Annotated in this window: 11 protein-coding genes and 1 pseudogene; 5 read left to right on the top strand and 7 right to left on the bottom strand. The window is 72.6% G+C overall.

Going from position 1 to position 12,803, the window contains the following annotated elements; translation table 11 throughout:
* A partial coding sequence (locus tag ACZ4EF_RS24945) for a sigma factor-like helix-turn-helix DNA-binding protein (RefSeq protein ID WP_467506428.1) occupies nucleotides 1-522 on the bottom strand: 522 nt, incomplete at its 3' end.
* Between the two features lie 32 nt (nucleotides 523-554).
* Complete coding sequence (locus ACZ4EF_RS24940) at nucleotides 555-1,112, bottom strand: MarR family winged helix-turn-helix transcriptional regulator (protein WP_355350139.1); 558 nt, start codon at nucleotides 1,110-1,112, stop codon at nucleotides 555-557.
* A 207-nt stretch (nucleotides 1,113-1,319) separates the two neighbouring features.
* On the opposite strand from ACZ4EF_RS24940, the gene ilvA reads away from it, so the two are divergent.
* The 3 genes from ilvA to ACZ4EF_RS24925 all read left to right on the top strand — a co-directional run bounded on the left by ilvA (nucleotide 1,320) and on the right by ACZ4EF_RS24925 (nucleotide 4,699).
* Nucleotides 1,320-2,549 (top strand): threonine ammonia-lyase, encoded by a 1,230-nt coding sequence (ilvA, locus tag ACZ4EF_RS24935; protein WP_355350136.1) that lies wholly within the window; start codon nucleotides 1,320-1,322, stop codon nucleotides 2,547-2,549.
* Nucleotides 2,550-2,831: 282 nt separating this feature from the next.
* On the top strand, nucleotides 2,832-3,851 hold the full coding sequence (locus tag ACZ4EF_RS24930) for an ATP-binding cassette domain-containing protein (protein WP_467506427.1): 1,020 nt from the start codon (nucleotides 2,832-2,834) through the stop codon (nucleotides 3,849-3,851).
* Nucleotides 3,848-4,699, top strand: a complete 852-nt coding sequence (locus ACZ4EF_RS24925; protein WP_401312847.1) for an ABC transporter permease — start codon at nucleotides 3,848-3,850, stop codon at nucleotides 4,697-4,699. Before ACZ4EF_RS24930 ends, ACZ4EF_RS24925 begins: the two co-directional genes overlap by 4 nt.
* Before the next feature lie 132 nt (nucleotides 4,700-4,831).
* Here the strand turns inward: ACZ4EF_RS24925 and greA are convergent, their stop codons facing one another.
* Together greA and ACZ4EF_RS24915 are read right to left on the bottom strand one after the other, a co-directional pair.
* A complete protein-coding gene (gene greA / locus ACZ4EF_RS24920; protein ID WP_188280881.1) occupies nucleotides 4,832-5,329 on the bottom strand; it encodes a transcription elongation factor GreA in 498 nt (165 codons plus the stop codon).
* Between the two features lie 230 nt (nucleotides 5,330-5,559).
* Nucleotides 5,560-5,991 (bottom strand): DUF4307 domain-containing protein, encoded by a 432-nt coding sequence (locus ACZ4EF_RS24915; RefSeq protein ID WP_355350127.1) that lies wholly within the window; start codon nucleotides 5,989-5,991, stop codon nucleotides 5,560-5,562.
* A 145-nt stretch (nucleotides 5,992-6,136) separates the two neighbouring features.
* On the opposite strand from ACZ4EF_RS24915, the gene mca reads away from it, so the two are divergent.
* Nucleotides 6,137-7,009, top strand: a complete 873-nt coding sequence (mca, locus tag ACZ4EF_RS24910) for a mycothiol conjugate amidase Mca (protein WP_391127072.1) — start codon at nucleotides 6,137-6,139, stop codon at nucleotides 7,007-7,009.
* A 14-nt stretch (nucleotides 7,010-7,023) separates the two neighbouring features.
* Nucleotides 7,024-7,311: a hypothetical protein gene (locus ACZ4EF_RS24905; RefSeq protein WP_467506426.1), complete on the top strand. Its 288-nt coding sequence runs from the start codon at nucleotides 7,024-7,026 to the stop codon at nucleotides 7,309-7,311.
* A gap of 176 nt (nucleotides 7,312-7,487) precedes the next feature.
* Here the strand turns inward: ACZ4EF_RS24905 and ACZ4EF_RS24900 are convergent, their stop codons facing one another.
* The 3 genes and pseudogenes from ACZ4EF_RS24900 to ACZ4EF_RS24890 form a co-directional block, all read right to left on the bottom strand.
* Nucleotides 7,488-10,733 carry a tetratricopeptide repeat protein gene (locus ACZ4EF_RS24900; protein WP_467506425.1) on the bottom strand — a complete coding sequence of 1,082 codons (3,246 nt, stop codon included), beginning with the start codon at nucleotides 10,731-10,733 and terminating at the stop codon, nucleotides 7,488-7,490.
* Between the two features lie 379 nt (nucleotides 10,734-11,112).
* Entirely contained in the window at nucleotides 11,113-12,270 is a 1,158-nt protein-coding gene (locus ACZ4EF_RS24895) for a hypothetical protein (RefSeq protein WP_391049119.1), read from the bottom strand.
* A 249-nt stretch (nucleotides 12,271-12,519) separates the two neighbouring features.
* Nucleotides 12,520-12,747: pseudogene (locus ACZ4EF_RS24890) on the bottom strand (trypsin); the annotation flags it as partial.
* Nucleotides 12,748-12,803 lie beyond the last annotated feature (56 nt).

Raw genomic sequence — 12,803 nt, 5'->3', positions numbered from 1 at the left:
TATAGCGGTCATTCTCTCCGTGCGCCCCCCCGCCCCCCCCCCCCCCCCCACCTCCCCCCCCCCCCCCCCCCCCCCCCCCCCCGCCGCCGGATCGTCCCCTTCGGGCCTGCTGCGCAGCGTGGCCGTCCCGCGGGCGCAGATGGCGCGCACCCGCTCGACGGGCAGGCCGAGTTGGGCCGCGGTCTGCTCCTCCGCGACGCCCTCGAAGTGCCGCATCACGACGATCAGCCGCTCCTGGCCGCTGAGCCGGTCCAGGGTGCCGCCGCGGGGCCGCCGCCACCACGGGCGGTAGGCGAACCGCCGTACCAGCTCGCTCCTGGCCCGTTCGTACGGGTCCTCCGCGCGCATCGTGAGCCAGTTGGCGTAGACGTGCGCGAGCGTCGCGGTCAGGAGGCGGTCGGCGGCCTCAGGGTCGCCCGCCAGCAGTGTGGCGGCGTGCAGCAGACGGCCCGCCGCGCCCGCGGTGAACGCCGCGAATTCGGCGTCCCGTCGGTTTTCCGCTGCCGCCCGGCGCTTCCCCACGCGGCCATGGGACGGCAACCGGGTGTTCCGGGTCAAGCCCCTTGCGTGTCTCCCCGCGACCCGGTCGCGCCGCCGGTCCCCTCGGTCCCACCGGCCTCGTCGGACTCCGGCTCCTCGCGCTGTCCCGCCCCGGTGTGCCAGTCGGCGAGCGAGGTGTTGAATCGGGCCAGCAGCTCGGTGAAGATCTCCCGCTCCCGCGGGGTCCACTCGTCGGTGACCTCGGCCATCAGCCGGCGGCGGGAGTCGCGTACCGCGTCGAGCCGGGACCGGCCGCGCGGCGACAGGGCGAGGACGACCGCGCGGCCGTCCTCCGGGTGCGAGGTGCGCTTGACCAGGCCGGTGTCGACGAGCGGGGCGACCTGACGGGTGACCGTGGAGGAGTCGATGCCCATGGCCTCGGCGAGCGCCTTGACGCCCATCGGGCCTTCGCGGTCGAGCCGGTTGAGCAGCAGGTAGGCGGCGCGGTCCATGGAGTTGCGGGCCTTGCCGACTCCGCCGAGCCGCGTCTGTTCCGCGCGACGGGCGAAAAGTGCGACCTGGTGCTGGAGGCGCTCAAGGAGTTCGGTCGAGGTCTCCGTGGGGTTGGACATGACCTTGAAGCTCGCGTTCTGTCGGTCCTGTGAAGGGGAACGGGAAGGCGGAAGTTGTGGAGAAGAGTACGCGGCGCGGAAGGCCCCGTGACCCTTCACCGGCAATACGCCGCCCGCCGCGGCCCCGGCCCTGACACGTATTCCGGCCGCCGGTGACACCCTTGGCCCCCGGCGGTGGCGGTCCGCCGGAGCTGGGAGACTGGGCCCATGGACAGTTCGGTGCCCGCAGCGTCCCCTTCGATCACCCTCGATGACGTGCGAGGAGCGCACAAAATGCTCTCCGGGGTGGCCCGTATCACCGCGATGGAAGGCAGCCGCCATCTGTCGTCGCTGGTCGGAGCACCTGTGCACCTCAAATGCGAGAATCTTCAACGCACAGGTTCGTTCAAAATTCGCGGCGCGTACGTCCGCATCGCGGGCCTCGGCCCGGAGGAGCGCGCGGCCGGGGTGGTGGCGGCCAGCGCCGGGAACCACGCCCAGGGCGTGGCCCTCGCGGCCTCCCTGCTCGGCGTCCGCTCGACCGTCTTCATGCCCGTCGGCGCCCCGCTGCCCAAGGTGGCCGCGACCCGTGACTACGGCGCCGAGGTACGGCTGCACGGCGCGGTCGTCGACGAGACGCTGCGGGCGGCCATCGAGTACGCCGAGCAGACCGGGGCGGTCTTCATCCACCCCTTCGACCACCCGGACATCATCGCCGGGCAGGGCACGGTGGGCCTGGAGATCCTTGAGCAGTGTCCCGAGGTCGGCACCATCGTGGTCGGCATCGGCGGCGGCGGTCTCGCCGCCGGTCTCGCGGTCGCCGTCAAGGCGCTGCGGCCCGATGTGAAGATCGTCGGCGTGCAGGCCGCGGGCGCCGCCGCGTATCCGCCCTCGCTCGCCGTCGGCCGCCCGGTGGCGCTCGGCACGGTCGCCACGATGGCCGACGGAATCATGGTCGGCCGCCCGGGCGACATACCGTTCGCCCTGGTCAGGGACCTGGTGGACGAGGTCGTGACGGTGACGGAGGACCAGCTCTCCTCCGCGCTGCTGCTCTGCCTGGAACGCGCGAAGCTGGTCGTGGAACCGGCCGGGGCCAGTCCGGTCGCGGCGCTGCTGGCCGCGCCCGAGGCGCTGCGGGGGCCCGTCGTCGCGGTGCTCTCCGGCGGCAATGTCGACCCGCTGCTGATGCAGCGCATCCTGCGGCACGGCATGTCGGCCGCCGGCCGTTACCTGTCCCTGCGGCTGCGTCTCACCGACCGGCCCGGCGCGCTCGCCACGCTCCTGGGGGTGTTGTCAGTGGTCGACGCTAACGTCCTCGATGTCAGCCATGTGCGCACCGACCCGCGGCTCGGCCTCACCGAGGCCGAGGTCGAGGTGCACCTGGAAACCAAGGGACCTGAGCACTGTGTCGCCGTGGGCGAGGCACTGGAGAACGCGGGTTACACCGTCATCCGGTGACCGCCCCGGCGGCCGGAGCTCGCCGTCGTACGACCCGCCGCCGCGGGGGAATCGCCCGCCGAGCCCCGCGGCGGCGCGCCGTGTACCAGGTTCCGTGGCGGACGCGAAATTGGCTTGACGCGATATATCGCGTCTGTCATTCTCGCGTTCCATCGCGGTTCGCCGCGCGGTCCGCCGCGCGCTGAGCGATGAGTTTCGGCCGTTCGGGCGGTCGAAGTCATGAAGCCGCACACCGCACCAGTCGTGAGAGCTGCACACCGCACCAACGGACGGAGTGACAAAATGCCGGGCGCCATCTATGCAGAGGGTCTTGTGAAGACCTTCGGCGATGTCAAGGCACTGGGGGGAGTGGACCTCGACGTGCCGGAGGGCACGGTCCTCGGGCTGCTCGGGCCGAACGGCGCGGGAAAGACCACCGCCGTCCGGGTCCTGACCACACTCCTGCAACCCGACAGCGGCAGAGCCGTCGTCGCGGGCATCGACGTACTGAAGCACCCCAACGAGGTCCGCAGGCACATCGGCCTGTCGGGTCAGTTCGCCGCGGTCGACGAGTATCTGACCGGCCGGGAGAACATCCAAATGGTCGGCCAGCTCTACCAGATGAGCGCCAAGGCGGCCCGCGCGCGGGCCGACGAACTGCTGGAGCGCTTCAATCTGGCGGACGCCGCGAACCGGCCCTCCAAGACCTACTCCGGCGGTATGCGCCGCCGCCTGGACCTCGCCGCCGCGCTCGTCGTGAGCCCGCCGGTGATGTTCATGGACGAGCCGACCACCGGACTCGACCCGCGCAACCGCCAGCAGCTCTGGGAGGTCATCCAGGAACTGGTCGCGGGCGGCACCACCTTGCTGCTCACCACCCAGTATCTGGAAGAGGCCGACCACCTCGCGCACGACATCTGCGTGATCGACCACGGCAAGGTCATCGCGCGCGGCACCTCCGACCAGCTCAAGGCGCAGACCGGCGGCGAACGCGTCGAGGTCGTCGTGCACGAGCGGGACCGCATCTCCGACGCCGCCCGCGCGCTCGCCGGATTCGGCAAGGGCGACGCGAAGATCGAGGAACACCAGCGGAAGATCACCGTCCCGGTGACCGGCGGCGCCAAGCTGCTCGCCGAGGTGATCCGCGACCTGGACGCGCAGGGCATCGAGATCGACGACATCGGCCTGCGCCGACCCACCCTGGACGACGTGTTCATCTCCCTGACCGGCCACGCGGCCGAGCAGGACAACGCCGCCGACGAGGAGACCGAGGACGCGGGCGCCCGCAAGGCCGACGCGTCCCGCAAGGAGGCAGTCAAGTGAGCGCCACGACCGACATCGTGACCACCGCCGCGCCCAAGGGCGCGGGCGGCGTCGTCCAGTCCGTCAGGGACTCGCTGGTCGTCGCCAAGCGCAATCTGATCCGGATGCTGCGCATCCCCGAGATGATCATCTTCGGGCTGATCCAGCCGATCATGTTCGTGGTGCTGTTCAGCTACGTCTTCGGCGGCTCGGTCGCCGTCGGCGGCTCCCTCAGCGCCTCGGACTACCGCAACTTCCTGATGGCGGGCATCTTCGCCCAGACGGTCACCTTCGCCACCGCCGGCGCGGGCGCGGGCATCGCCGACGACATGAACAAGGGCCTGATCGACCGCTTCCGGTCGCTGCCCATGGCGCGCGGCGCGGTGCTCACCGGCCGCACCCTCGCCGACCTCGTCCAGACGACGCTCACCGTCGTCGTCCTCGCGGTGGTCGGCGTGCTCGTCGGCTGGCGCATCCACAACGGCGTGCCGAAGATGATCGGCGCGTTCCTGCTGCTGCTCCTGCTGGGCTACGCCTTCTCCTGGATCGGCGCGCTGATCGGCCTGTCGGTCCGCACCCCGGAGGCGGCCACCTCGGGCGGCCTGATCTGGCTCTTCCCGGTGACGTTCGTGTCGAATGCCTTCGTGGACTCGTCCAACATGCCGGGCTGGCTCCGGGCGGTCGCCGACTGGAACCCGTTCAGCGCCACCGTGCAGGCGTGCCGCGTGCTCTTCGGCAACCCGGGCGTCTCGCAGTCCGGCGCCTGGCCGATGCAGCACCCGGTGTGGGCGTCGCTGATCTGGTCCGTGCTCATCATCGTGGTCTTCCGTACGCTCGCGGTCCGCAAGTACCGCTCGGCGACCGCTTAACAGCCGGTCACCGCGGAGAGCCGGACGACCGCCTCACGCTCGACGATCGCGTCACGCCCGACGCCTTCGCGGAGAGCCGCGTCACACATGTGCCGCCCGTGCCACGGGGACGGGCGGCACACCGCTGTCCGCTCAGCCCTGGTACGGCTTCACGTCGAGGACCTTCACCGACGCGCTCTTGCCGTTGGGCAGTTCGTACGTGGCGTCCTCGCCCGGCTTCTTGCCCGCCACACCGCGGCCGAGCGGCGACTGCGGCGAGTACGTGTCCAGGTCGCTGGAGACGCCCTCGCGGGAGCCGAGCAGGAAGGTCATGGTGTCGTCGGGGTCGCCGTCGAAGGCGATGGTCACCACCATGCCGGGCGCCACCACACCGTCGTCCGCCGGGGCCTCGCCGACCTTCGCGGACTCCAGGATCTGGTTGAGCTGGCGGATGCGCAGCTCCAGCTTGCCCTGGTCCTCACGCGCCGCGTGATAGCCGGCGTTCTCCTTGAGATCGCCTTCCTGGCGGGCTTCCTCGATCTTGGCGACGATCTCGGCGCGCGCCGGACCAGACAGATGCTCCAGCTCGGCCTTGAGCTGGTCATACGCCGCCTGGGTCAGCCAGGTGACGTTCTCGCTGGTCTGGGTCACAGGTGCTCCTCGTCGGTACTGGTCATGCCGTGTGCCTGTCCCGCGGACTCCCCGCGGGGCGGTGTGTGCCGTCGCACCCGTGGGGCCGACGGCTCGTCCCCACGGCCGGTGCCGGGGTGCGCCCCGATGAACAAGTCCATTGCCACCGGTCGCCGGGACGAAACCACGAGCCTAACAATTACTCGTCGGTCAAGGGGACGAGAAACGAACGCGGGTGCCGGGGTCCGGGGTCAGCCGCGCGGGGCGGTCTGGCAGCTGACCAGCTCACCGGTCTCACCGCGCGAGGTCGTCCGCACCGTGACGACGGTGTCGACCTGCCGGGCGTGCTGCGCGAGGCGGACGTCCTTGCGGCCCACCTCGTTGTGGTCGACGTCCACCGAGCGCAGGGTGCAGACGGCGACGGTCCCCGGGTCCTTGTGGACCTCCAGGTGGATTTCCACGGCCTGGTCCGACACGGCCTTGAAGGCGATGACCTGACCGCTGACCTTGGTGCCGGTGAGGGCGTGCCAGCCGTACCACCCGACGCCGACGACCATCAGCGCGCCCAGCACGACGGCGGCGATCCGCAGCTTGCGGTCCGCCCGCGCGTCGGCGCCCGGACCGTACCTGCCGTCGGGCAGGGCGGGGCGGGCGCCCGGCTCACCGGGCCGCACGGCGGTCATAGGCTTTTCCTCCCGAGCGCGGGAACGGCGGAATTAATCGTCCCCTCACTCGGTCACTATAGGAGGCGCCCTCTCGGCCGACGGAGGGGGCTTAGAAGACGGGGGCTCGGCGCCGCTCGGACCCCGAAGACCTGAGGACCCAGCCTTGACTGAGCAGCTTCGACTGATGGCCGTTCACGCCCACCCCGACGACGAGTCGAGCAAGGGCGCGGCCACCATGGCCAAGTACGTGTCCGAGGGGGTGGACGTACTGGTGGCGACCTGCACCGGAGGCGAGCGTGGCTCGGTGCTCAACCCCAAACTCCAGGGCGACCCCTACATCGAGGAGAACATCCACGAGGTACGCGCCAAGGAGATGGACGAGGCGCGCCAGATCCTGGGCGTCCGCCAGTCCTGGCTCGGCTACGTCGACTCGGGACTGCCCGAGGGCGACCCGCTGCCGCCGCTGCCCGAGGGCTGCTTCGCCCTCCAGGACGTGGACGTGGCCGCGGGCACCCTGGTGAAGCTGATCCGCGAGTTCCGGCCGCACGTCATCACCACGTACGACGAGAACGGCGGCTATCCGCACCCGGACCACATCATGACGCACAAGATCTCGGCGGTGGCCTTCGACGCCGCGGGCGACCCCGAGCGCTACCCCGAGGCCGGGGAGCCGTGGACGCCGCTGAAGCTCTACTACAACCAGGGCTTCAACAAGGAGCGCACCCTCGCGCTGCACGAGGCGCTGCTCGCGCGCGGCATGGAGTCCCCGTACGGCGAGTGGCTCAAGCGCTGGGAGGAGTTCGACCGCCCGGAGCGGCAGCTCACCACCCACGTGCCCTGCGCGGACTTCTTCGAGATCCGTGACAAGGCGCTGCTCGCGCACGCCACGCAGATCGACCCGGACGGCGGCTGGTTCCGTATCCCGATGGACCTCCAGCGGGAGGTCTGGCCGACCGAGGACTACGAGCTGGCGCAGTCCCGCGTGGACACCTCGATCCCTGAGGACGACCTCTTTGCGGGGATCGAGAGGGCCTAGGCGACAATGGGCGGGTGAACGCCTCCCACGGATTCAATACGCTGGTCCCGCTCGCCTCGAACGCCGCCGGTGAGCTGAACCAGGACAAGGTGACGCCGGGGCTCCTCGGTTTCGTGATCTTCGCCGCCATCGCCATCGGGCTGTGGCTGCTGATGAAGAACATGGGCAAGCAGATGAAGAAGATCGATTTCACCGAGGAGCCCGCGGCTCGCCCGCCGCATGAGGCCCCCGCGGCCTCTCCCTCCGCTTCTCCCGCCGCCTCCGCCTCCTCCTCCTCCGCCCCGGAGCCGCCACGCCCCTGACGGGGGGCGGCCCTTGCGCGGGGCGTGCTTTTCAGGGGCGCGGGGAACCGCGCGAGCAACCCGCCACCGGCCGGTGGTCCGGAGACCACCGATCTGCCCCGCCGGGGCGGGTGGGAGCGTCGTGGCCGGCCGCGCGGTTCCCCGCGCCCCCGACGGGGCACGTCGTGTGCAAGGGGTCAGACGGGGACGGCCATGACCATGCGGGCGGAGCGGCCGGGGGTCATGCCGAGGCGCCAGGTGTCCCAGGGTCCGCCGGGGGCGACGGTGCCGCGCTCCAGGAGGAGGGCGTACGCCTCGACGTACTCCTCGAGGTCCGGGTCCCGCCCCGGATAGGCGTCGGCGAGGAGCCCGGCGAGGGCTGAGCGGGCCAGGGCCAGGCCGTCCTCGGAGAGCAGCGGCTGGACGGTGGCGCGCAGGAAGACGGCCCAGTCGTGGCCGCGCCGGTCGCCGAGCCCACGGAAGAGCTCGACGGCCTCGTCGAGGAGGGCGAGGGCCTCGGGCAGCCGCCCGTTCCCGGCGTCGATGACGGACAGTTCGACGCACGACCACGCCTCGCCGTGCTCGACGCCGATCCGGCGGAAGTCCTGGCGGGCGTCCTGGAGGAGCTGCCGGGCGAAGCCGCTGTTGCGCAGATTGCCGGTACGGGCCGCCCGCTGGTCACGGGTGACCCGCGCGGAGTGGTGCCGGGCGCAGGCCAGCCCGTAGACGTCCCGCATGCGGGAGAACATCGTGCGGGCGCGTTCCAGGGTGCGCAGCGCCGAGTCGGTGTCGCCGGACTCCTCCAGCGCGTGCCCGAGGTAGTACAGCGTCCACGCCTCGCCGCGCGCGTCCTCGCAGGCGCGGTGCCGCTGCACCGCCTCGTCCAGGTCCTGGGCGGCCTGCCGGGCCTCGCCGCGCAGCAGCAGGGCCCGGGCGAGCTGCGTCGCGGTCCACGCGCCGCCGCGCGGGTCGCGGGCCAGCGCGTACGACTGCCCGGCGGCGCGCAGTTCGGCCTCGCCGAGGTCGAGCCGCCCGAGCCGCAGGTACACCTGGCCGAGCTGGAGGTGCGCCCACGCCTCGCCCTGCACGCTCTCGTTCTCGCGGTGCAGCGCCAGCGACTCGCGCAGCAGCTCCAGCGCCGTGCCGACCTGGCCCATGTCGCGCAGCACGGCGGCCAGCGCGTGCAGCGTCCAGGCCCGGTCCTCGTCCAGCTCGGGGGCGGACTGGATCTCCAGCGCCTCGCGCAGCCTGCGCTCGGCCTCCTTGAGGTTGCCCTGGTGGTGCAGGGTGATGCCGAGGCTGTCCAGCGCGCGGGCCGCGCCCGACGGGTGCCGCGCCTCGAAGTACAGGTCGACCACCGACGTCAGCGTCGACCGCGCCTTGTCCAGCTCGCCGAGCTGCCGGGCCGCGATGCCCGTACGCCACTGCACCGACCGCACCAGCACCGAGCGGTCCTCGTCGGGGCCCGACTTCTGCTGCCCGGCGGCCTGTTGGGCCTGCGCCATCTCGCTGATCTCGCCGAGCCGGTAGAGGTCGCCGCGCAGCAGGCAGTAGTCGCACAGCGCGCCGAGCAGCGCCTGTACGGCGGCCCGGTCGACGCCCTCGGTGTCGCGCAGCGCGGCGGTGATGAAGCTGGACTCCTCGTCCAGCCAGCGCAGCGCCAGCTCCAGTGAGGCGAAGCCGTGCTGGCCGAAGCGCCCGGCGCGGGTGGAGGTCTTGCCCTCGACCAGCCGGATGACGGTGTTCGCGAGGTCCGCGTACGAGCGGATCAGCCGCTCGTGGGCGGCGCCGCGCTCCACCGGGTCCTCCTCGTCCAGCAGCCGTTCGCCCGCGAAGGCGCGGACGAGGTCGTGTGGGCGGTAGCGGCTGCCGCGGACGTTCTCGATCAGCCCCGCGGCGGCGAGTTCGTCGAGCCTGCGGGCGGCCTCGCGTTCGTCGGTGGCCATCAGGGCCGCCGCGGCGGCGGCGCCGAAGCTGGCGCGCCCGGCCAGCGCGAGGCGGCGCAGCAGGCGGCGGTTGGGCTCCGGCTGGTCGTGGTAGCGCAGTGCGAGGACGCGGTCGACCGGGTCGCGCGGGCCGAACACCTCCAGGTCTGCGGCGAGTTCGGTCGCGCCGTGGTGGTCGGGGAGCGCGGCTCCGGCGATCCGCAGGGCTATCGGCAGACCCGCGCACAGGTCGCGCAGCCGCTCGGCCTCCTCCCGCAGCGGGGCGGCGCCGCCGCCCGCCGCGGCCAGTTCGCCCAGCAGTTCCAAGGTGTCGTCCGCGTCGAGCGCGCCGACGTCCAGGCTGTGCACGAAGGCGCCGGGCAGCGCCAGTTCCTCCGGGTCGAACGGCGCGCGGCTGGTGACCAGCACCAGGCTCTCGGACCGCTCGGGGACCAGCGTCCTGATCTGCGCCGCGTCGGTGGCGTCGTCCAGCACGATCACCACGGGCACGTCCCTGAGATGCTGCTGGTACTGCTCGGTGAGCCGTCGCAGGTGCTGTTCCTGATTCTGCCGCTCGCGGAAGAGGAGCTGGTCGCGGGGCGCGCCGAGCCGGTTGAGCAGGTGCAGCAGCGCCTCCCTGGTGGGCAGCGGCGTCCTGCCGTCGCTCGCGCCGCGCAGGTCCACCACGCACGCGCCGCGGAACTGGTCCTTCAACTGCCGTGCGGTACGCACCGCCAGCGTCGTACGGCCGCTGCCCGCCGGGCCGTGCAGGACGACCACGGTGGGCCGTACCGCCGTGGACACCCGGGCCTGGTGCACCCACTGGGCGATCCGCGCGACATGGGCGCGGCGCCCGGCGAACGGGCCTTCCGCGTCCGGGAGATGGCCGAACGACTGCTCCAGTACGGCGCGTGTGCGGGCCGCCGCGCTGCGGTCGTTGCCCGAACGGCGCGGCGGGGAGGGCTGGTTGGGCACCTTGGCGGACTGCTTGCGGGGCGGCGCGGGGACGACCGCGCGCTGCGCCTCGATGAACGGCCGTACGCCGCGGCGGTCGAGCGCGGCCAGCCACAGCAGCCGCAGTTGTTCCGGACCGCCCGGTAAGCCCTGGCCGGCGCCCGCGCGCCGCGCCTTTCCCTGCTTGCCCGCTCCGGTCAGCGTCACCGCTCCCGCCGCGCCGACCGCGAGGCCGGTCACCAGCGCGGGTCCCGCCGCGAGTCCGTAGCCGAGGTCGACTCCGAAGGCCACCGCGGCCGTTACGCCCGCGACCAGGCCCTGCACCGCGGCGGTGGCGCGCCCCGAGCGCTCCTGCGGTCCGGCCGCTTGACCGGCCTCCAGCGCCCTGACGTACGCCCCGTACTCCTCGTCCGCCGCGGCCGCGATCTCCTCCAGCCGCTCCAACCCCCGCGCCAGCAGCGCCTTCCCGTCCACGCCCTGCCCCTGCTGGGCCACCGCCCGCTCCAGCAGGCGCACCACCTCGGCCCGGTGCGGTGCGCGCAGCGCGGCCCGTGACTCCGGCACATGTCCTCCCGCGTACGGCTTCGACAACTTCGACGTGCGGACAACCCATGAGTGGGTTTGGTGCCCACCCAGCGCCCGCGTCAAGCCCCCGCGGCCCTGTGGATCCCACAGCGCCGTCCCCGCGCGCCCCTCCTGGGCGCGGAGCCGCCGTCGCCGCCGCGCGCACGCGCGCGGTTCAGGCCCGCGCGGGGGAGGCGGGTTCCGGTGGTGCGGCGCCGGTGAACAGGCCGATCAGGCCGTAGGGCGCCTTGTCGCCGAGGCAGAGGTCGAGCTTCTCGTGCGCCTCGGCGTCGGCGGCCGGCTCTCCCGCGCGCCGTGGCAGTCCGCGATGCCGCGCGTCTTCGACGGCGTCGGCGCTACGGCTTGTGAACCGCCCGGCTCACGGGGAGTGGTTCCAGACCAGCAGCAGATAGCCGCCGAAGTACCCGGACACCAGCGTCAGCGTCGTCACGACCGTGACGGCCGTACCGGTCCTGGCCTTGGCCAGTGCCACGGCGGGCGGGATGAGCAGCGGGAAGGCCGCGACGAGGAAGCGCGCCTTGGAGTGGTAGTAGCCGGAGCCGCCGATCGAGGTGGCCAGCAGCAGGAAGCTGAAGAGCAGCAGCGGCCAGGGCTGCCGGTCGAGCACGCCGAGGACGAAGAGCGCCACGGCCAGCAGCAGGACGACGGTCACCGCGTACAGGTCGAGCGCCGACGGCGTGCTGAGGATGTGCCGGGCGCTGTCGACGGTGAACCGGCCGCCGTCCCACGACGATCCCCAGCCGTCCTTCTGGATATGGAACCAGCCGTCCAGCCGGTGCACCCGCAGGCCCACCCACACCAGATAGCCGATCCAGCCGGCGGGCGCGATCAGCAGCGCCGCCCACGCGCGCCAGGCGCGCGGCGCGCGGACGATCGCGAACAGCGCGGCCAGGCAGACCACCGGCACCAGCGCGGAGGCGGTCGGCCGGGTCAGCCCGGCGAGCAGGCACAGGAAGGCACTGCTCAGCCAGTGTTCGCAGAGCAGCGCGTACAGCGTCCAGGCGGCCAGCGCCGTGAACAGGCTCTCGGTGTACGCCATCGACTCGACGACGGCGTGCGGGATGACGCCCCACAGCACGGCGAGCACCACCCCGGCGCGCTGGCCGTACAGCTTCGCGCCGACCGCGTAGATGCCCCAGGCGGCGGCCAGCGCGAAGAGCCAGCCGAGGACGACGCCGGTGGTCGCGGGCCCGGTGGGGGACAGCGCGGCGGTACCGCGCACCAGTTGGGGGTAGAGCGGGAAGAACGCGAGGTTGCTCTGCGCCGGGGTGCCGTGGTCGTAGCCGTGCTCGATGATGCCCAGGAACCACAGCGAGTCCCATTTGCGGCCCAGCAGCCCCAGCAGGCTCTTGTGTTCCGACCGCGCCCACATCCAGAGCATCGCGGTCGCCGCGAGCCGCACCAGCAGATAGCCGAGGACCGCGGGCGCCGCCGCGCGGGCCGCGCGCCGCAGCGCGTCTCCCCGGCCAGTGGGCTCCGCCGCGGGCGCCGGCCGGGTGTGGTCGAGCAGCGCCACGACGCTCCCTCTTTGGCGTGAAAAACGGTGCATACGGGTGAGGTGCAGAATTGCGGCAGTCTATCCGGTCGGTGTACGGCGGTTGTCCCGCACCTGTCCGGCAGCTGTCCGACCCCTCGCCGAAGCCCGCGCCACGCGCCCCGCCGACTTCCAGGCCATGTCGCCGCCTGTTCCGTACCCAGCAGGCCCGGTAGCGGTCGCGGCCACCGCCGTGTGCGGATCGGTGCGGATCGAGGCGGGCGGTGGGGGCTACCGGCGGGTGACCGAGCGGATCCAGGCGAGCTGCTGACCGACGTCCCCGGCCTCGGCGACCTTCTCCCGGTCGGAGCCGTCGAAGACGCCGAGGAGGGTTTCCGCGCCGTGCGGGGCGACGCTCATCACCGGTCCGCCGGAGTCCCCGCCCGCGGGGATCCCGGACACCTTCACCATGCAGAAGTCCGAGCCGCCCGGCGCGGTGGCGCCGTCGCACCGCGGGGTGGTCCGCTGGGCAGGCCCCCCACCCCAACCTCTTCGCGCCCACTAGCGGGAGGGGC

The sequence above is a fragment of the Streptomyces sp. NPDC025721 genome (assembly GCF_055558595.1).
Note: the sequence above shows the minus strand (reverse complement) of the source record. Positions and strands in the feature narration are given on the sequence as shown.

Coding starts and splice junctions, on each gene's coding strand:
- ilvA (WP_355350136.1), top strand. CDS start 1,320: ATGGACAGTTCGGTGCCCGCAGCGTCCCCTTCGATCACCCTCGATGAC.
- ACZ4EF_RS24940 (WP_355350139.1), bottom strand. CDS start 1,112: ATGTCCAACCCCACGGAGACCTCGACCGAACTCCTTGAGCGCCTCCAG.
- ACZ4EF_RS24930 (WP_467506427.1), top strand. CDS start 2,832: ATGCCGGGCGCCATCTATGCAGAGGGTCTTGTGAAGACCTTCGGCGAT.
- ACZ4EF_RS24915 (WP_355350127.1), bottom strand. CDS start 5,991: ATGACCGCCGTGCGGCCCGGTGAGCCGGGCGCCCGCCCCGCCCTGCCC.